Origin of the sequence: Kitasatospora sp. NPDC059827, assembly GCF_042731675.1 — a bacterium.
Taxonomy (GTDB): domain Bacteria; phylum Actinomycetota; class Actinomycetes; order Streptomycetales; family Streptomycetaceae; genus Kitasatospora.
The window spans coordinates 118,033-136,664 of the sequence record NZ_JBHWIV010000018.1 but is presented as its reverse complement, the minus strand read 5'-3'; the positions used below and the strand labels follow the sequence as shown (position 1 = coordinate 136,664).

Genomic DNA, 18,632 nt, shown 5'->3' with positions numbered 1-18,632 from the left:
TACCCCCAGGGCACAAGCGCGCCTCGCCGCGTTGTCGTCGGTCGCCAATGCGCTGCATTGGGCTCCCTCCTCCGCCTTGCGATGCACGCACCCCAACGCCGCCCCGCCCGCCCTCCGGGCGAACGACGGGAGTTTGAAGACGGACCCTAGAACGGCGCAGGTCAACGAGGGTGTCACGGGCCGGACCGTGACAGCTGTCATGCGGATCCGGCAACGGACGGCACTGCTCTGACGGAGGGTCGGACGGCGAAGCTGGAGGCACGACGCGGGCAGCGGCCCGCGGCCACCAGTCGGGGAGGAACCCACCATGAGCAGCCAGACCGTCAGCGCCGCCGGCACCGTTCCCGCCACCACCGTTCCCGCCACCACCGCGCCCGCCACCACCGCCACCACCACCCCTGCCCCCGCGGACGGGGCCGCCGCCTCGGCGCCGAACCCGGTGGTCTCGGGGCTCCGTCCGCTGCTCCTCGACGTGGCCGCCCCGCTGGCGGGGTACTACCTGCTGCACTCGGCCTGCGGCCTCAGCGAGTTCGCCGCGCTGGCCTGGAGCAGCGCCTTCCCGGCCGGCCGGACCGTCCTCGGCCTGCTGCGCGAGCGTCAGGTCAACCTGTGGGCCGCGCTGATGCTGGCGGTCAACCTGGCGGGCCTGGCGCTCACCTTCGTCACCGGCGACGCCCGGATGATGATCGCCAAGGACGGTGGGCTGAGCGGCACCGTGGCGCTGGCGATCCTGGTCTCCGCGGTGGTCGGCCGGTCGGTGATGACCCCGGTGCTGATGCCGTTCATGACCAAGGGGAAGCAGGACCGCGCCGCCGCCTGGCAGCGGCTGGTCGAGGGCCGGGCGGCGGGCTCGCGGGCCTTCCGCCGCCACGAGCGGGTGTTCGCCGGCATCTGGGGCACCGCGCTGCTGGCCGAGTGCGCGGCCCGGGTGGTCGGCGCCTTCACCCTGCCGGTGTCGACCATGGCCTGGCTGTCCACCGTGTTCCTGATCGGCGCGATCGTGGCCGGTTCGCTGTTCGGCCGGATCGCGGCCGACCCGATCGAGAAGCTGGTCGCCGCCGAGACCGGGACCCCGACCGCGGCCTGAGCCCCCGTCGGTACGCCGTACGAACTGCCGGTGCCGACGGTTCGAACGATCAGGAACCAATGGGATCTCCCGGGAGTCCATATAACGAGGGGATAACGGGATCCCCCGAGACGACCGACCGGGGAGCCCCACATGCGGACCGACGCACTGACCACCACCGAGGACCGCACCCTCGTCTGGGACGGCTGCCTGAACGTCCGTGACCTGGGCGGACTCCCCACCGCCTCCGGCCGCCCGACCGCCCGAGGCGCGATAGCCCGGGCGGACAACCTGGACCGGCTGACCCGCGAGGGCTGGGACGCCCTCCTCGACCACGGTGTCCGCACCGTGGTCGACCTGCGCAACGCCGAGGAGTACAAGCCGCTCCTCCCGCTGCCCGACGGCGTCGAACTGGTCCGCGTCCCGCTGGACGAACTGGCCGGCCCCGCCTGGTGGGCGGCCCACGGCCGACTGGACGGCACCCCGCTGGCCTTCCGCCCCTACCTGGAGCACTGCCCGCACGCCGCCGCCGCGCTGGTCACCGCGATCGCCGACGCCCGCCCCGGCGGCCTGGTGGTGCACTGCGGCGCCGGACGCGACCGCACCGGTCTGGCCGCCCTGCTGCTGCTCGCCCTGGCCGGGGTCGACCGGGCCGCGATCGCCGAGGACTACCTGCTGAGCGGCCCCAACGTCCGCCCGCTGTACGGGATGCTCGGCCTGCCGGACCCGTACCGCCGGATCGACGCCGCGCTGGCCGAGGCCGGGACCACCGCCGAGGCCGCCCTGGCCGACGCGCTCGACGGGCTGGACCCGGCGGGATACCTGCTCGCGGCCGGGGTCACGCCCGCCCAGGTCGCCGCCGTCCGGGCCCGACTGCTGCCCACCGCGTAGGAGTCGCGGAGTTCGACGCGGGGCGAGCACAAGCTACCCGGCGGTAAGCGTCAACCGATGGTTGACGATCCTCGGATCGACAACCTACGGTTGACGCATGGAGAATCCCGTTGTCCCCAACACCACTCCGCTGCGCCTCGACGACCTGATCGCCGCGATCAAGACGGTCCACACCGACGCGCTCGACCAGCTCTCCGACGCGGTCATCGCCGCCGACCACCTCGGCGAACTCGCCGACCACCTCATCGGCCACTTCGTCGACCAGGCCCGCCGCTCCGGCGCCTCCTGGACCGACATCGGCCACAGCATGGGCGTCAGCAAGCAGGCCGCCCAGAAGCGCTTCGTCTCCAAGGGCCCGGGCAGCCCGGCCGACCTCGACCCCAGCCAGGGCTTCTCCCGGTTCACGCCCCGGGCCCGCAAGGTCGTGGTGGCCTCGCAGGAGGAGGCCCGCCGGGCCAACAACCCCGAGATCGGCCCCGAGCACATCCTGCTCGGCCTGCTCGCCGAGCCCGAGGGCATCGGGCTCAAGGCGCTCCTCGCCCAGGGCGTCACCCCGGAGGCCGTCCGGACGGCGACCACCGCCGCGCTGCCGACCGCCGTCGAGCAGCAGGTGCCCGCGCTGATCCCGTACTCCACCCAGGGCAAGAAGGCCGTCGAGCTGACCTTCCGGGAGGCGCTCAAGCTCGGGCACAACTACGTCGGCACCGAGCACATCCTGCTCGCCCTCCTGGAGTTGGAGAACGGCAAGGGCGTGCTCGCCGGGCTGAACGTGGACAAGACCGAGGCGGAGACCTTCGTCTCGGAGGCCGTCGCCGCCCTGATCGCCGCCCGGGAGGCCGACCCCGGGAACCGGTGAGGGCCGGCCCACCGGCCGTGCCCCGGGGTGAACTCCCTTCCGGGGCACGGCACTTCGGCGGCCTCGCCTAGAAGCCGGAGATGTGGGTGGTGACGATCCGGACCCGGCCGTCGGCGGCCGCCTCCAGGGCCGCCCGCAGCCGGGCCGAACGGGCCGGGCCGAGCAGCTCCAGGGCCTCGTCGAGCGGGGCCCAGCGGTGGGTGTCCAGCTCGCCGGCCGGGACGGTCACGGGGGTGCCGTCCGGGACGGTGCCGAAGTCGAACATCAAGTGCTGGGCAGGGTGGTCGAGTTCGTTCGAGGGGTGGGTCCAGGAGATGGCCAGCAGGTCGCCGGCCTCCTTGACGATGCCGGTCTCCTCCTCCAACTCCCGCGCGGCGCACTCGACCGGGCCCTCCCCGAGGTCGATCGTCCCGCCGGGGAACTGCCAGTGCTCGCGGTACCCGGCCTTCACGATCAGGATCCGGCCCGACTCGTCGCGCAGCAGGCAGCCCGCCGCCGCGTAGATCCGGGGCAGCGAGGCCAGCCACTCCTCGCGGGATCTCAAGGGCTCAGCCGTCACGGTGTTCCTCCTGGGGCAGGGCGGTTCGGTCGCCCCCACTCTGCCACCGGGGCGCGGCCGCCACGCCCGCCGAGCAGGACGGCCTACTCGGCCGGGAGCCGGGCCGGGAGCCGGGCCGGGAGGTCGAAGAGCGGGAAGAGCACGTCGGTGTCGAGGAAGTTGGTGAGCCCGGTGATCCGGCCGTCCGACACCTCCGGCACGACCAGCGCCCACGGCGCGTACCCGCCCGCCGGGCTCGGCCGGTACTGGGCGAGGGCCGGACCGCCGTTGGCCGTCACCGGGAGCAGCCGGGAGCCCCGGCAACCGTGCCCCGGGCCCAGCATCCAGGCCCGGACCTCGGCCGCCCCCCGCAGCCACATCGAGTACGGCGGCATGTTGAGCGTGACGTCCTCGTGCAACAGCGCGGTCAGGCCGTCCATGTCGTACGCCTCGAAGGCGCGGACGTAGCGCTCCAGCAGGGCGCGGTGCGCCTCGTCCAGTGCGGCGGCCGGGCGGGCGGCGGAGGCGTCCGCGGCGAGCACCGCGCGGGCCCGCTGCAACGCGCTGTTGACCGAGGCGACCGTGACGCCGAGCAGTTCGGCGACCTCGGCGGCCTTCCAGCCGAGCACCTCCCGCAGGATCAGCACCGCCCGCTGCCGGGGCGCGAGGCGCTGCAGCGCGGCGACGAAGGCCAGCTTCACCGACTCGCGCCGGGCGGCCACCTCGGCCGGGTCCCCCGTCTCGGGGAGCACCCGGCCGTCCGGCGCGGGGCCGATCCACGTCACCTCGGGCAGCCGGACGTCGCTCGCGGTGGCCACCGTCACCGGACCGGCGAGGTCCATCGGACGGGCCCGGCCCTTGCGGCCGTTCAGCGCGTCCAGGCAGACGTTGGTGGCGATCCGGTACAGCCAGGAGCGCAGCGCCGACCGGCCCTCGAAGCCCCGGTGCCCGCGCCAGGCGCGGACCATGGTCTCCTGCACCGCGTCCTCGGCCTCGAAGACCGAGCCGAGCATGCGGTAGCAGTAGCCGGTGAGTTCGGTGCGGTGGCGCTCCAGTTGGAGCTCCACCGGCTCCTGCGTGGTCACGTCGGTCATGGTGCGCCCCCGTCGCCTCGTGCGTTCTGTTCGCCCCGTCGCGCCCTGTCGCGCCCCGTCGCGCCCTGTGCGTTCCGGGCGCCCCGCCGCGTCCTGGTGAACGGGTCGAACGTAGCGCACCCCACTGACAGTCGGCCGGTCAGCGGGGTGCGTGGTCGGCGCGGGGCCGGCTCAGTGGGCCGAGTGCTTCTCGGCGCCGCGGTGGCGGTGCCCCTTGAGTTCCGCGTGCATCGCCGGAGCGGCGTGCGGCATCGCGGAGGCCGCGTCCCGCCCGCCGTGGCGGAAGGCGTCGCCGGTCGGGCTCCCGGCGGCGGACAGCGCGCCGAAGGCGGGCTTCGGTCCGAGCCGGCCGGGCATCGTCGCCATGCCCCGGCGTTCCAGCAGTTCCTGGGTGCCCTTGCGGAGCTGGGCGGTGCTGCCCGCGGTTCGCTTGGTCATCGTCGGCCTCCCTTCGGCGGCCGTGGCCGGACGGATGCCGGACCGAGGGGCCGCTCGGGTGTTATGTCCGGATTTTATCCGGTCGACGGGCCGGTGCCACCGGAGCGGTCGGGGGCCGGCTCAGCCCATGACCTCGTGGACGTAGCACCAGCGCCAGTCCTCCCCCGGTTCGTAGGAACGGATCACCGGGTGGGAGGAGTTGTGGAAGTGCGCGGTGGCGTGCCGCTGCGGCGAGTTGTCGCAGCAGCCGATGTGGCCGCAGTCCAGGCAGACCCGCAGGTGCACCCAGTCCCGGCTGCCCCCGGCCAGGCAGTCCGCGCAGCCGTCGGTGGGCGGCGCGGGCTCGATGTCCCGGGGGGCCATGGCGAGGTCTTCGCAGGCGGTCATGTTCGAAGGCTATGACGGCTCCGGCCGGGCCGCCCGCTCAGACCGTTCGCTCAGACCGTTCGCTCAGGACCCGTCCCCGGACTCCACGGGCTCTGCGCGCTCCGCGGGCTCCGGAACCGGGCCGGCGGCCGTCCAACTGGCCAGCAGGGCCAGCCGCTGGGCGGTGGGCGAACCCGGCGCGGCGGTGTAGGCGACCAGCACCTGGTCCGGCGACCCCTGGACGGCCAGGGTCTCGAAACCGAAGTCGAGGTCGCCGACCAGCGGGTGCCGGAGCAGCTTCACGCCGCTGGTCTTCTCCCGCACCAGGTGGTCGGCCCAGAGCCGGCGGAACTCCTCGCTGCGCACCGACAGTTCGCCCACCAGGGCGGCCAGGGCCGGGTCGTCCGGGTGCAGCCCGGCGTCCCGGCGCAGCTGGGCGACGGTCTCGGCGGCGACGGCGTCCCACTGGCGGTACAGGGTGCGGGCGGCCGGGTCGAGGAAGGCGTCCCGGACCTGGTTGAGCGCCGTACCGGGCTTTCCGGCCGCGGCGCGCTCGGAGAAGCCGTTCACCGCGTCGCCCAGGGCGTTCCAGGCGAGCACGTCCATCCGGCGGCCCAGCACGAAGGCCGGCACCCCGGTCATCAGGTCCAGCAGCAGCCGCGTCCCCGGGCGGACCCGCCGGTCCCCGCGGACCCGGGCGGGAGTCTCCTTCGGCGGGCGGTTCAGCGACCGCAGGTGCGCCGTCTCCGCCTCGTCCAGCCGCAGCACCCGGGCGACCGCGTCCAGCACCGCGTCCGAGGCGCTCCCGCCGCGGCCCTGCTCCAGCCGGATGTAGTAGTCCACGCTGACCCCGGCGAGCTGCGCCACCTCCTCCCGGCGCAGGCCCTGCACCCGGCGGCGGCCGTGCGCGGGCAGGCCCACCTCCTCCGGCTGGATCCGGGCCCGGCGCGAGCGGAGGAAGTCCCCCAGGGTGTTCTCCATGCCAGGCAGGGTAGCCCCGGGGCGACGGCCCGAGGGTGGTACTGCCTTTCCCAGGCAGGGACTTCCCGGGAAGCGCGGACCCGGGAAGAACGTGGCCCTGGGTAGGCGCGCGGCGGCGCCGCAGAGTGGTCGACGTCAGCAGGTCGAACCCCTCCAGGAGTCCCCCGATGAGCTACCCCGCCCTCGCCACCCGCACCGCCGTCGTCACCGGAGCCGCCAGCGGCATGGGCGCCGCCACCGCCCGGCTGCTCGCCGCGAACGGCGCCCGGGTCGCCCTGCTCGCCCGCCGCACCGGGCGGATCGACGCGCTCGCCGCCGAGATCGCCGCGGCCGGCGGGCAGGCCCTCGCCGTCACCGCCGACATCACCGACCAGGCCTCGGTCGACGCCGCCGCGAAGGCCGTCCACGCCGCCTACGGCCCGGTCGACCTGGTGGTCAACAACGCCGGGGTGATGCTGGCCAATCCGCTCGCGGACGGGCGGATCGACGAATGGACCCGGATGATCGACACCAACCTCACCGGCGCCCTGCGGATCGTCCGCGCCTTCACCGCCGACCTCACCGCGGCCGCCGCCGACGGCCGCACCGCCGACCTGGTCAACGTCTCCTCCATCGCCTCGCACGTCTCCTTCCCCGACTACGCGGTGTACGGCGCCACCAAGGCCGCGCTCACCCAGCTCTCCACCGCCCTGCGCACCGAGTTCGGCCCGCGCGACGTCCGGGTCAGCGCCGTCGAGCCCGGCCTCACCGACACCGAACTCGGCGAGCACATCGACAACCCGGTGCTGCGCGAACAGCTCGGCGGCCTGTTCGCCGCGATCCCGGCGCTCGGCGCGGACGACATCGCGGACCTCATCGCCTACACCGTCAGCCGGCCCCGGCACGTCAACCTGCGCCACCAGGTGGTGCTGCCGACCCGGCAGGCGTGACGCGGGCGGGCCCGGGGCGGGGTGGGGGCGCGACCGGGGCGGGACCGGGGCGGGCCGAACCCGCGCCCCCGGCTCACGGGTGGCATGGGAGCATGCCACCCGTGGCGATCGTGACGGGGAGAACGAACGGCGACACCGGCGGGGGCGGCAGCACCACCCCGGCCGGACGGCCGGACAGCAACGGGGAGATACCCGGGCAGCGGCATGCCGACAGGGCCGCACCCGGCCGGCCGGGAGGACCGGGAGGCCCGGGAGGCCTGCGACGACGGGCCCGCCCGCTGGCCGAGGCCGGACGGGTCCGACAGCCCGTCGCCCTGATCCGACTGCTCACCGGCCTGATCACGATCGCGCTCACCCTGCTGCTCGCCGACTACGCCCGGGCCACCACCGGCGGCATCGCCGCCGACGTCGCCGGGGCCGCCGCGCTGGTCCCCAGGCCGCTGGCGAACCTGGCCGGCGGGCTCACCACCGCCGCCGTCCTGCTGCTGCCCGTCGGCCTCGCCGTCCGCCGCCTGCTCGGCCCCGACCGGCGGCGCGCCCTCCAGCAGGTCTCCGACGGGCTGCTCGCCGCCGTCATCGCGTACGGCGCCACCCTCGCCCTCGACCTGTGGGCCGACGACCTCGCCCCGGCCTCGCTGCTCACCGCCCTCACCCAGCGGCTGCCCGCCGACGCGCTCGCGCACACCGAACCCGTCTACGGCTACCTGGCGCCCGTCCTCGCCTTCATGACCGCCTCCGCCAGCCGCGAACGGCGCCTGCCCTGGGCCGTCCTCACCCTCTCCGGCCTCGCCGGACTGGCCGGCGGGTACGCCACCCCCACCGCCCTGCTGCTCGGGCTGCTCATCGGCTGGACCGGCGCCCACGGCACCCTGTACGCCGTCGGCACCCCGGACCCGCGGCCCCGGCCCGGCGAAGTGTTGCGCGCCCTGCGCGACAGCGGACTGCGACCGGTCGAGGCCCTGCCCGCCGGACCGGACCGCTACCGGGTCCGGCAGGCCGACGACCGGGCCGAACTCGACGTCCAACTGCTCGACCGGCAGGCCGTCACCGCCGCCGCCGTCCAGCGCGCCTGGCGCCGCCTGCGGCTGCGCACCGCCCCCCACCCGCGCGCCCTGCGCTCACCGCGCACCGGGCTGGAACACGAGGCCCTGGTCACCTACGCCGCCCTCGCCGCCGGCGTCCGCACCCGCCGGATCGCCGCCACCGCCGGCCTCGGCCACGACACCGCCCTGATCGCGTACGAGCACCTGGCCGGACGCACCCTCGACCGGCTCGACGACGAGGAGATCACCGACGGGCTCCTCACCGACGCCTGGGGCCAGCTCGCCCTGCTCCAGCGCCGCGAGATCGCCCACCGCGCCCTCGTCCCGTCCTCGCTGCTGGTCGACGGCACCGGCGCGGTCCACCTGGTCGACTTCGCCGACGGCGACATCGCGGCCAGCGAACTCGTCCTGCGCTGCGACGTCGTCCAACTGCTCACCACCCTCGCCCTCCGGGCCGGCGCCGACCGCGCCGTCCGCACCGCCACCACCGTCCTCGGCCGCGACGCCCTGGGCGCCGCACTCCCCCTCCTCCAACCGATCGCCCTCGCCCGTTCGACCCGCCAGGCGCTCAAGCGCCGCCCGGGCTCCGGTCCGGCGGGGGCGGCGGCCGGGGCGGGGGCGGCGACACCGGGCGGGCAGGCGCCGGGCGACGCGGTCGGCACCGGGCAGCAGCCCGGGCAGCCGGTGGTCCCGGGCGACCAGGGGCACTCCCCCGTGCTGCCCGCTCGCACCGGCGGTGTCGGCGACCACGTCCTGCCCGTGGGTGGGGACGGCAGCTCGGGCAGCGCTGCCGTCCCTACCCGGTCGTCCGCCGCTCCTGCGGTCGGCCGGGTCGGCTCGGCCACGAAGGCCGAGGCGGAGGCCGGGGCCAGTGCCGCGGCCGGGGTGGCCGGCGGGTTGCTGGAGGAGATCCGGGCGGAGGTGTCGCGCGGGCGCCCGGAGGTGGTGGGGCGGCCGGTGCGGTTGGAGCGGTTGCGGCCGCGGACCCTGTTCGCCGTGGCGGGCGGGGTGGTGGCCGGGGTGCTGCTGATCCCGCAGTTCTTCGCGGTGGAGGACAACCCGGTCGCGGCGCTGACCGATGCCGATCCGTGGTGGATGGCGCTGGCGGTGCTGGCCGCGGGGCTGAGCCACGTGGCGGCGGCGATGGGGTTCGTCGGGTTCGTGCCGGAGCGGCTGAACTTCCGCAACGTGGTGCTGGCGCAGCTGGCCGGGGCGTTCGTGAAGCTGGTGTCGCCCGGGGGCGTCGGCGGGATCGCGCTGAACACCCGGCTGTTGCAGCGGGCGAACATCCCCACCGCACAGGCGCTGTCCAGCGTCGGGGTGGGGCAGTTGATCGGGCTGGTGCTGCACCTGCTGCAGCTGGGGGCCTTCGTCTACCTGGTGGACGCGCAGCCGGGCGGTTCGGAGCTGGCGGCGCTGCCGGCCGTGGTCGGCGGGCTGGTGGTGGCGGCCGTGCTGCTGGTGGTGGTCTGGTCGATCCCGCCCGCCCGGCGGTGGCTGGCGGCGCGACTGCGGCCGTTGACGGCCGAGGTGCTGCCGCGGCTGCTGGACCTGCTGCGCAACCCGGGGCGGCTGGCGGTGGGGGTGGCCGGACAGCTGGCAGTGTCGCTCTGCCTGATCACCTGCCTGTACTGCTGCGCCCTGGCGATCGGCCGGGCACCGTCCTTCGCCGCGGTGGCGGTGGTGTTCCTGGTGGGCAACGCGGCGGGCAACGCCGCGCCGACCCCGGGCGGGGTCGGCGCGGTGGACGGGGCGCTGCTCCTGGGGCTCCAGCAGACCGCGTCGATGGAGGAGGGCGGGGCGCTGGCGGCGGTGGCGCTGTTCCGGCTGCTGACGCTGATCCTGCCGGTGCTGCCGGGCTGGGCGGCGATGACCTGGTTGCAGCGCCGCAAGGCGCTGTAGGGCCGCAAGGCGCTGCAGGGGCGCGTGGGGGCTGGTGGGGGCTGGTGGGGGCTGAGGGGGGGCCGGTGAGCGCCGGTGGGAGCGTGCCGCTACTCCCGGTACTCGTCCTCGTCGAGCTGGACGACCCGGCTCTGCTCGGCGGCGTCCGCGAGGTCGGTGGCCGGGTCCCCGCCGACGGCCCGGCGCTCGGCGACCTCGTCGTACTCGTCGCCGTCGGTCGCTGCGTCGTCGGGCTCGACGGTCTCGGCAGCCTCGTCGATCAGGTAGTCCTCGTGATTCTGCGGCATGGCGTCCGTCCTCACTGTCGGGAGGCTCCCAGGGCCCGGATGGCGGTACTCGCAGTATCCGCCGCCGGGCGCGCGGACGCGACGTGCCGAGGGCCCTCCGGCGTATTGTCCGGGCCTCGACCACACCCGCCCCGCTCCGGAGGCGTTCCGCGCGACGATCGCCCCGGACGCCGCCCGGACGCCGCCCGGACGGCCGTGCCGACCGGTCCGGGGCCTCGCCGGCGGGCCCGTCCCCCGGGGCCGGGCGGAACGCCCCGCAGGCCGCCGGGGGTACGATCGGTGCCGTACCCAGGGCCGTCCCGCACCCACCCGGTGGGCCCCGAGGCCCATCCGCACGACGGCCTGACCACGACGGCCCTTACGAACGACGGGGATCCCATGTCCGGCTCGCACTACTTCTCCAGTGCACCCGAGGTCGCCAGCGAGCGCCGGCCGATCACGGTCTCGCTCCCGGACCTGACCCTCGAACTCACCACCGACGCAGGGGTGTTCTCGCACGGCCGGCTCGACCAGGGCACCCGGGTCCTGCTGGAGCACGCCCCGCAGCCGCGGGTCCGCGGCCCGATCCTGGACGTCGGCTGCGGTTACGGCCCGATCGCGCTGACCTGGGCGACCCGCCGCAAGCGGCTCCCGGTGTGGGCGGTGGACGTGAACGAGCGCGCGCTGGAGCTGGTCCGGCTGAACGCGGAGGCCCTGCGGCTGGGCAACGTCCAGGCCGCGCTGCCGGACGAGGTCCCCGAGGACCTCCGGTTCGCCACCATCTACTCCAACCCGCCGATCCGGATCGGCAAGGCCGAGCTGCGCGGGCTGTTGACCCACTGGCTCGGCCGGCTGACCCCGGACGGCTCGGCGTTCCTCGTGGTGCAGAAGCACCTGGGCTCGGACTCGCTGCAGAAGTGGCTCAACGAGCAGGGCTACCCGACCTCCCGGGTCGCGTCGGTCAACGGGTTCCGGATTCTGGAAGCGCGGCCCCGCCCGGAAGCGGGCGAGGGCACCGAGAGTGGACGGGGAACGACGTCGTGAAGCAGCTGCGCGGGACCGAATTGAAGCGACTGCACCGCACGTGGCGGCGCAGCAACGAGTTCCGGCTCGCGATGATCCTGGAGAACCTGCAGTCGCCGTTCAACGTCGGTTCGGTGGTGCGCACCGGGGCGGCGATGGGCGCCGAGAAGCTGTACCTGACCGGGGACACCCCGTCGGTGCGCTCGTCCGGCGCGCAGAAGGCCGCGATGGGCACCGACAAGTACCTGAAGGTGGAGCACTTCCCGACCGTCGCCGAGGCGGTCGCGGCCGCGAAGGCCGACGGCTTCAAGGTGGTCGGGCTGGAGCTGGCGGACGACGCGGTGCCGATGTTCGCCGCCGGGCTGACCCCCGCGGTGGCCTTCGTACTGGGGCACGAGGACCGCGGGATCACGCCCGAGGCGCTGGAGCTCTGCGACCAGGTGGTGTTCGTGCCGCAGCTGGGCCGGGTCGGCTCGCTGAACGTCTCGGCGGCCGCGACGGTGGCCTGCTACGAGGCGCGCCGGCAGGGGTACGCGATCAGCGGCACCCCGGACGGGAGTGACGCCGGGGGCGACCTCGGCGGCGACCTCGAAGGCGACTTCGGCGACGAGGACTGACATCTGATCCGGCATCTGATCATCGGAGGGGTGTGCCGAACGGCACACCCCTCCGGCGTTCCCCGGCGCGATCCGGTGCCGGGAGCCGCCGGATATCTGCCGAACGGCAGATGTGCGGGCACGGCCCGGACGGAAGCATTCGGGACGTGACCGAACTCCAGATCCTCGACCTCACCAAGGAGTACCGCGGCGGCAGACGCGCGGTCGACTCCTTCTCGCTGACGCTCCGGCCCGGTGTGCTCGGCCTGCTCGGCGCCAACGGCGCCGGCAAGTCGAGCCTGATGCGCATCCTGGCCACGGTCACCCGGCCCACCTCGGGGCGGGTGCTGTGGGAGGGGGTGGACATCGCCCGCCGGCCCGGGCCGCTGCGCCGCGCCGTCGGCTACCTGCCGCAGGACTTCGGCGTCTACCCGCAGCTCACCGCCCGCGAGTTCCTCGCCTACCTGGCCGCCGCCAAGGGGCTGCGGCGGCGCTCCGCCGCGGCCCGGATCGAGCAGCTCCTCGACCTGGTCAACCTCACCGGCGCGGCCGGGCAGCGGCTCGGCGCGATGTCCGGCGGGATGCGCCAACGGGTCGGCATCGCCCAGGCGCTGCTCAACGACCCGGCGCTGCTGATCGTGGACGAGCCCACGGTCGGGCTCGACCCGGAGGAGCGGCTGCGCTTCGGCAGCCTGCTCAGCGGGCTCGGCGCCGACCGGATCGTCGTGCTGTCCACCCACATCGTCCCGGACGTCGCCGCCACCGCCGACCGGATCGCGGTGATGGGCGGCGGCCGGCTGCTGCACCACGGCAGTCCGGAGGAGCTGCTGCGCGGGGCCGAGGGCTCCGTCTGGGAGCTGACCGTCGCCGCGGACGGGCTCCCGGCGCTGCGCTCGCGCTTCCCCGTCGGCGGCACCACCCGCACCCCGGAGGGCGTCCGGGCCCGGGTGCTCTCCCGGCAGGCGCCCGCGCCCGGGGCGCGGCCCGTACCGCCCCGGCTGGAGGACGCCTACCTGCTGCTCACCGCCGACCGGGCCGTGCCCGGGCAGCCGGAGGCGGTGAGGGCGTGGTGACGCGCATCGGGGCGCTGGCCCTGGCCGACTTCCGGGAGCGCCGGCGCCGGCCCGGCTACCTGGTGGTGCTGCTCGGCACGCTCGCGCTCGGACTGCTCGCCGCGCCGGTGGGCGACTCCCGCTGGGAGGTGTTCCAGGTGACCGACCTGCACGGCCGCTACACCAGCGGCTACGTGGGGACGGTCACCGCGCTCGGCGGCGCGGTCTGGCTCTCGCTGGCCGGCTTCGGGATCGCCCGGGGCAGCATCGGGCGGGACGAGCAGAGCGGTGTCGGGCGGCTGCTCGCCGCCACCCCGCTGAGCCGGGCGGGCTACCTGGCGGGCAAGTTCGTCGGCAACCTGCTGCTGTTCGGCTCGATGCTGCTCGCGCTCGCCGGGACGGCGCTCGCGGTGCAGCTGGTCAAGGGCGACTCGGGCCGGGTGGACGCGGTACGGCTGCTGCTGCCGTACATCCTGATCACGCTGCCGCTGCTGGCCGCGGTGGCCGGGTGCGCGGTGCTCTTCGACACCGTGCCCGGGCTGCGCGGCGGGCCGGGAGCGGCGGTCTGGTTCGCGGTCTGGCTGGTGACGGTGCTCGGCGCGCAGGCCGGCGGCGGGCCGGACCTGCTGGGCATGCGGCGGATCACCGCCTCGATCCGGGAGTCGCTCGCGGCGGGCGGGCGGCCGGTCGCCGGGGTGGAGTTCGGCGTGGGCCTGACGGCGGACAACCGGGTGCTCGGCACCTTCGACTGGCCCGGGCTCGGGCCCGGCGAGGCGGGCGGACCAGCGGCCACGGGGGTGCTGCTGGTCGGCGCGGCGGTGGGGATCGCGCTGGTCGGGGCGCTCTGGTTCCGGCGCTTCGACGGGGATCCGGCCCGGCGGGGCAGCCGGCCGGCGCGGCCGGGCGTCCCGAGGGGGCCGGGCGTCGCCGGCGGGCCGGGCGGGGGTGCGGCGGGGTCCCCGTCCGCGGCGGCCGGCTTCGCCCTGGAGCAGGCCCGGCCGGCCGTTCCCCGGCAAGGGCGGATCGACTTCGACGCGCTGCTCGGGGAGCTGCGGATCCTGGTGCGGGGGCAGCGGCTCTGGTGGGCCGGGGCGGCCCTGCTCGCGGTGGCCGCGGCGGCCGTCGCACCGGACGGGCCGAGCCACGCGGTGCTGCCGTTCGCGGTGCTCTGGCCGATGCTGCTCTGGGCCCGGATGGGCCACCGGGCCGACGGCGGCAGCACCGAGCAGCTGCTCGCCGCCTGCCCGTCCCCACTGCGCCGGGGGCTGGCCGGGCTGCTCGCCGGGATCGTCCCGGCGCTGGCGGTGACGGCCGTGCCGGCCCTGCGGCTGGCCGCCGCCGGGCAGTCCCGGGCGGCGCTGGGCGCCGTGGCGGGCGCGCTGCTGGTGCCCGCCCTGGCCCTGCTCTGCGGCAGCCTCAGCCGTGGGCCCCGGCTGTTCCAGACCGTCTACCCGATGCTCTGGTACGGGATGGTCAACCACGTCTCCGGGCTGGACTTCCTGGGCGTCTCCGGAGACCGCGCCCCGGCCCCGGCGGCGGTCGCGGGGCTGGCCGCCGCACTGGCCGCGGCCGCGCTCGCCCTGGAGGCGATACGCCGAGCCGTGCGGTGACCCCCGGGCGGGGACGCCGGGCGGTCGGCACCGGGCGGTCGGCACCGGGCGGTGGGGGCGGGCGGTGGGGGCCGGAGACGGTCAGCCCGGCGTCAGCTGCCCGTCAGCGCCGCGCGCCACCGTAGTGGGCATGACGTCGATCACGGCGGTCTCCAGCTGCCTTCCCGACACCATCCCGATCGCCCGCTTCCAGCAGCGACTCCAGCTGACGGACGTCCAGTTGCGGCGCTACCAGCGCTTCTACGGCCTCGCCGAGGTGTGCCGCGACCCGGCGGCCACCGAGACCGAGCTGCTGCTGCGCGCCGCGACCAAGCTGGTCGAACTGCGCGGCCAGGAACAGCGCGTCAAGTACGTCCTCCAGGCCCGCACCATGCCCTCGCCGCTGCCGTACCCGCTGACCTCGCTCGGGCCGCTCCAGGCCGAACTCGGCCTGGAGCACGCCGCCGCGTTCGTCGTCTCGCACCACGCCTGCGCCTCCGGCCTGCTCGCCCTGGACCTGGCCGGCACCCTGCTCGCCGCCGACCCGGACTCGAACGCGCTCGCCCTGGTCGTCGCCGGGGAGAAGGCCTGCACCGCGCAGACCCAGTCCATCCCGGACGTCACCGTGATGGGCGAGGGCACCGCCGCCGTCCTGGTGAGCGCGGACCGCTCCGGCCCGGACCGGATGACGGGCTACGCGGCGCGCACCTACCCGCGGTTCGGCGACGAGTTCATCATGGGCGAGGTCGCCGCCAAGGAGTTCCAGGACCTCTACGGGCCCGGCCTGTGCGAGGTGATCGACGCGGCGCTGGCCGAAGCGGGCTGCGGGATCGACGAGTTGGCGCTGGTGCTGCCGCACAACGTCAACCGGCTGTCCTGGATCGGCGTCTGCAAGGACCTCGGGCTGCCGCTGGAGAAGGTCTTCCTCGACCTGGTCGGCGAGACCGGCCACTGCTTCTGCGCCGACCCCTTCATCAACCTGCAGAAGGCCACCGAGCTGGGGCGGCTGCGCCCCGGCGACCGCTACCTGATGACCAGCGTGGGGCTCGGGGCGACCTTCGCCGCCATGGTGTTCGAGCACTGACGCGCCCCTCCGGCACCAACACGCCCTTCCGGCACCACCGGGCCCCTCCCGTACCGACGGACCGGTCGAGCACCGACCGGCCCGTCGGGCACCGGGCGCACACGAGAAACGGACGAGGTCGACATGCACCTTCCCTCCGCCGGCTTCGGCGCGCGGCTCAAGCGCGCGGTCACCGGCTCCGCGGACACCCCGCTGGTGTTCCTGGGCAACTTCGAGGTGGAGAACCACTGGGCGCTCGGCGAACCGGCCCTGCCCCGGGTCGCCTCGCACGCGGGCAGCGCGGTGGTCAACCGGATGGACGAGTTCACCCTGCTGCTCGGCGGCAAGGGCGACCACGTCGTGCTCAAGACCGCACCGGACGAGGGCTACCGCGCCTACCTGGAGGGCCTCGGCCTCGCCCTGCCCACCGTGCACGTGGTGGCCGCCCAGGACCCGCAGCGCACGGTCAGCGAGGACGCCCTCGCCGACCCCGCCCTGCTCGACGCCCTGGCCGGGCTCACCAGCGAGGGCGCCCGGCTGACCGCCCACGGCGTCTCGGCGGTCGAGGAGCAGCTGGCCGCCCGTACCGGGCTCGCCCTGGCCGCCCCCGCCGCCGCCGTGTGCAAGCGGGTCAACAGCAAGGTGTACAGCCGGCGCCTCTCCGACGAGCTGGGCATCCGCCAGGCCCGCGGCTGGGCCTGCGAGACCCTGGCGGAGCTGGCCGAAGCGGTGGCCGCGGCCGGTGAACTGCTGGACGCCGGGCGCACGGTGGTGCTCAAGGACGCCTTCGGGGTGTCCGGCAAGGGCATCGTGGTGCTGGACTCCGCGGCCCGGCTCGGCCGGCTGCACCGGATGGCCGTCCAGCAGGCCGAGAAGGCCGCCCGGAGCGGGGGCGGGGAGCCGCGCACCGCGCTGGTGGTCGAGGAATGGGTCGCCAAGCGCTGCGACCTCAACTACCAGTTCACCGTGGGCCGGGACGGCTCGGTGCACTTCGACTTCGTCAAGGAGCTGCTCACCGAGGGCGGCGTGCACAAGGGCCACCGCATCCCGGCCCGGCTCTCCGGGCGACAGGTCGAGGAGATCGCCGCGACGGCGCTGCGGCTCGGCGAACGGCTCGCCGCGGACGGCTACTTCGGTGTGGTCGGGGTGGACGCGATGGTCGACCCGGACGAGGGGCTGTACCCGGTGATCGAGATCAACGCCCGGAACAACATGTCCACCTACCAGAACGTGGTGCACGAGGGCGGCCTGGCCGGGCCGGGGGACGTCGCCGTCGCCCGGCACTACCCGCTGCGGCTGACCCGCCCGCTGCCCTTCGCCGGGATCGCCGAGGTGCTGGGCGGGCTGCTGCTGGACGGGCTCTCGCCGACCGGGCTGCCGTCGGACGGGCGGTCCGCGCGGCCGCGCGGGCTGTTCGTCAACAACTACGCCACCGTGAACGCCGCGCACGGAACGGCCGCGGACGGCCCGGAGGGCTTCGAGGGCCGGCTGTACGGCGTCCTGGTCGGCGGCTCCGACGAGGAGATCGCGGCGATCGACACCGACATCACCCGCCGCCTCGCGGCCTTCCCGGAACGGAGCTGAGCGTGAGCGTCGCATTCGAGGTGCAGGGCCTCGGGATCACCGAGCTGGCCGAGGAGTTCGGCACCCCGCTGTACCTGTACGACGGCGAGGAGATCACCACCCGCTTCCGGGGCCTGCGCGCGGCGCTGCACCCCGCGCTGGAGGTCTTCTACTCGTTGAAGGCCAACCCCAACATCTCGGTCTGCGCCCTGCTGCACAGCTGCGGCGCCCGCGCCGAGGTGTCCTCGCTGACCGAGCTGGTCACCGCCCAGCGGGCCGGGGTGCGCCCGGAGGACATCATCTTCCTCGGCCCCGGCAAGAGCCGCGCCGAGGTGGCCGCCTGCCTGGACCAGTCGATCCACGCGATCGTCTGCGAGTCGGTCGGGGAGCTGGGCCTGATCGACGAGCTGGCGGCCGAGCGCGGCGTCGTCGCGCGGGTCGCGCTGCGGGTCAACCCGAGCTTCCAGGTGAAGGGTTCGGGCCTGACCATGGGCGGCAAGCCGCGCCAGTTCGGCACCGACGAGGAACTGCTGCTGGCCGAGGGCCGCGGCCTGGCCGGCCGCTACCCGCACCTGCGGCTGATGGGCGTCCAGGTCTACCTGGGCACCCGGATCCTGTCCGAGGAGTCGGTGGTCGAGAACACCCGGCGGATCCTCGACCTGGCCGAACGGCTCGCCGCGGAGCTGGACTTCCCGCTGGAGACGGTGGACGTCGGCGGCGGCCTCGGCATCGCCTACTTCGACAACGAGAAGGACCTCGACGTCACCGCGCTGGCGGCCGGACTCAACCCGCTGATCGAGGACTTCGCCGAGCGGCACCCCGACACCCGGCTGATCATGGAGCTGGGCCGCTTCCTGGTCGCCGCCTCCGGCACCTACGTGACCAGGGTGCGGTACACCAAGACCTCGATGGGCGAGAACTTCGCGGTCACCGACGGCGGCACCAACCACCACATGGCGGCGGTCGGCATCGGCTCGTACGTCAAGCGCAACTTCCCGATGGCCGCGCTGGAACGGCTGGACGAGCCCGCCACCGAGCCCTGGCACGTCACCGGGCCGCTGTGCACGCCCAACGACGTGATCGGCAAGAAGGTCCCGATGCCGCCGCTGCGGCCCGGCGAGCTGATCGGCGTGCAGCGCTCCGGTGCGTACGGGCCGACCGCCTCGCCGGTGCACTTCCTGAGCCACGGCTACCCGGCCGAGGTGCTGGTCCTGGACGGCCGGGCGCACCTGATCCGGGAGCGCGACGACGTGGGCGCCCTGCTGGCCGGCCAGCGGCTGTACCGGCCGGTCGGGCAGGACGACTGACCCGCCGCCCGCCGCCCCGCGCCCCGTCGCGCACCGCCCCACCACACAGCGCCCCACCACCCACCCACC

At 75.1% G+C, this 18,632-nt stretch carries 17 protein-coding genes and 1 pseudogene; 12 read left to right on the top strand and 6 right to left on the bottom strand.

Annotation, left to right across the window (positions count from 1 at the left end):
* Positions 1 to 307 precede the first annotated feature (307 nt).
* The 3 genes from ACFV8H_RS14625 (at position 308) to ACFV8H_RS14615 (ending at position 2,813) form a co-directional block, all read left to right on the top strand.
* A complete protein-coding gene (locus ACFV8H_RS14625; protein ID WP_380399615.1) occupies positions 308 to 1,087 on the top strand; it encodes a VC0807 family protein in 780 nt (259 codons plus the stop codon).
* 132 nt (positions 1,088 to 1,219) lie between these two features.
* Positions 1,220 to 1,957 (top strand): tyrosine-protein phosphatase, encoded by a 738-nt coding sequence (locus ACFV8H_RS14620; RefSeq protein ID WP_380399613.1) that lies wholly within the window; start codon positions 1,220 to 1,222, stop codon positions 1,955 to 1,957.
* Between the two features lie 97 nt (positions 1,958 to 2,054).
* Positions 2,055 to 2,813, top strand: coding sequence for a Clp protease N-terminal domain-containing protein (locus tag ACFV8H_RS14615; protein ID WP_380399611.1), 759 nt, complete (start codon positions 2,055 to 2,057; stop codon positions 2,811 to 2,813).
* Positions 2,814 to 2,880: 67 nt separating this feature from the next.
* Here ACFV8H_RS14615 and ACFV8H_RS14610 read toward each other — a convergent pair whose 3' ends face one another.
* The 5 genes and pseudogenes from ACFV8H_RS14610 to ACFV8H_RS14590 form a co-directional block, all read right to left on the bottom strand.
* Positions 2,881 to 3,372 (bottom strand): NUDIX domain-containing protein, encoded by a 492-nt coding sequence (locus ACFV8H_RS14610; RefSeq protein WP_375887473.1) that lies wholly within the window; start codon positions 3,370 to 3,372, stop codon positions 2,881 to 2,883.
* An 83-nt stretch (positions 3,373 to 3,455) separates the two neighbouring features.
* Positions 3,456 to 4,475, bottom strand: a pseudogene (locus ACFV8H_RS14605) (sigma-70 family RNA polymerase sigma factor); the annotation flags it as partial.
* Positions 4,476 to 4,616: 141 nt separating this feature from the next.
* Positions 4,617 to 4,883 (bottom strand): hypothetical protein, encoded by a 267-nt coding sequence (locus ACFV8H_RS14600; protein ID WP_380399610.1) that lies wholly within the window; start codon positions 4,881 to 4,883, stop codon positions 4,617 to 4,619.
* A 120-nt stretch (positions 4,884 to 5,003) separates the two neighbouring features.
* Positions 5,004 to 5,270 carry a UBP-type zinc finger domain-containing protein gene (locus ACFV8H_RS14595; protein ID WP_375887480.1) on the bottom strand — a complete coding sequence of 89 codons (267 nt, stop codon included), beginning with the start codon at positions 5,268 to 5,270 and terminating at the stop codon, positions 5,004 to 5,006.
* Positions 5,271 to 5,333: 63 nt separating this feature from the next.
* The gene (locus ACFV8H_RS14590; RefSeq protein WP_380399608.1) at positions 5,334 to 6,230 is read right to left on the bottom strand and encodes a helix-turn-helix transcriptional regulator; all 897 of its coding nucleotides are present in this window, start codon (positions 6,228 to 6,230) and stop codon (positions 5,334 to 5,336) included.
* A gap of 167 nt (positions 6,231 to 6,397) precedes the next feature.
* Between ACFV8H_RS14590 and ACFV8H_RS14585 the strand changes: the two genes are divergently transcribed.
* Entirely contained in the window at positions 6,398 to 7,159 is a 762-nt protein-coding gene (locus ACFV8H_RS14585) for an SDR family oxidoreductase (RefSeq protein WP_380399606.1), read from the top strand.
* Between the two features lie 101 nt (positions 7,160 to 7,260).
* Positions 7,261 to 10,104 (top strand): lysylphosphatidylglycerol synthase domain-containing protein, encoded by a 2,844-nt coding sequence (locus ACFV8H_RS14580; RefSeq protein ID WP_380399605.1) that lies wholly within the window; start codon positions 7,261 to 7,263, stop codon positions 10,102 to 10,104.
* 89 nt (positions 10,105 to 10,193) lie between these two features.
* Here the strand turns inward: ACFV8H_RS14580 and ACFV8H_RS14575 are convergent, their stop codons facing one another.
* Positions 10,194 to 10,391: a hypothetical protein gene (locus ACFV8H_RS14575; RefSeq protein ID WP_375887489.1), complete on the bottom strand. Its 198-nt coding sequence runs from the start codon at positions 10,389 to 10,391 to the stop codon at positions 10,194 to 10,196.
* Between the two features lie 378 nt (positions 10,392 to 10,769).
* On the opposite strand from ACFV8H_RS14575, the gene ACFV8H_RS14570 reads away from it, so the two are divergent.
* The 7 genes from ACFV8H_RS14570 (at position 10,770) to ACFV8H_RS14540 (ending at position 18,563) form a co-directional block, all read left to right on the top strand.
* Positions 10,770 to 11,414: a class I SAM-dependent methyltransferase gene (locus ACFV8H_RS14570; RefSeq protein ID WP_380399603.1), complete on the top strand. Its 645-nt coding sequence runs from the start codon at positions 10,770 to 10,772 to the stop codon at positions 11,412 to 11,414.
* A complete protein-coding gene (locus tag ACFV8H_RS14565) occupies positions 11,411 to 12,010 on the top strand; it encodes a TrmH family RNA methyltransferase (protein ID WP_380399601.1) in 600 nt (199 codons plus the stop codon). Before ACFV8H_RS14570 ends, ACFV8H_RS14565 begins: the two co-directional genes overlap by 4 nt.
* Positions 12,011 to 12,120: 110 nt before the next feature.
* Positions 12,121 to 13,062 carry an ABC transporter ATP-binding protein gene (locus ACFV8H_RS14560; protein ID WP_380399599.1) on the top strand — a complete coding sequence of 314 codons (942 nt, stop codon included), beginning with the start codon at positions 12,121 to 12,123 and terminating at the stop codon, positions 13,060 to 13,062.
* The gene (locus ACFV8H_RS14555) at positions 13,056 to 14,651 is read left to right on the top strand and encodes an ABC transporter permease subunit (protein WP_380399597.1); all 1,596 of its coding nucleotides are present in this window, start codon (positions 13,056 to 13,058) and stop codon (positions 14,649 to 14,651) included. The genes ACFV8H_RS14560 and ACFV8H_RS14555 overlap by 7 nt, the downstream gene beginning before the upstream one ends.
* A 130-nt stretch (positions 14,652 to 14,781) precedes the next feature.
* Complete coding sequence (locus ACFV8H_RS14550; protein ID WP_380399595.1) at positions 14,782 to 15,714, top strand: 3-oxoacyl-[acyl-carrier-protein] synthase III C-terminal domain-containing protein; 933 nt, start codon at positions 14,782 to 14,784, stop codon at positions 15,712 to 15,714.
* Positions 15,715 to 15,837: 123 nt separating this feature from the next.
* Complete coding sequence (locus ACFV8H_RS14545) at positions 15,838 to 17,277, top strand: hypothetical protein (RefSeq protein WP_380399593.1); 1,440 nt, start codon at positions 15,838 to 15,840, stop codon at positions 17,275 to 17,277.
* A 2-nt stretch (positions 17,278 to 17,279) separates the two neighbouring features.
* A complete protein-coding gene (locus ACFV8H_RS14540; RefSeq protein ID WP_380399591.1) occupies positions 17,280 to 18,563 on the top strand; it encodes a type III PLP-dependent enzyme in 1,284 nt (427 codons plus the stop codon).
* The last annotated feature ends 69 nt before the right edge of the window (positions 18,564 to 18,632 follow it).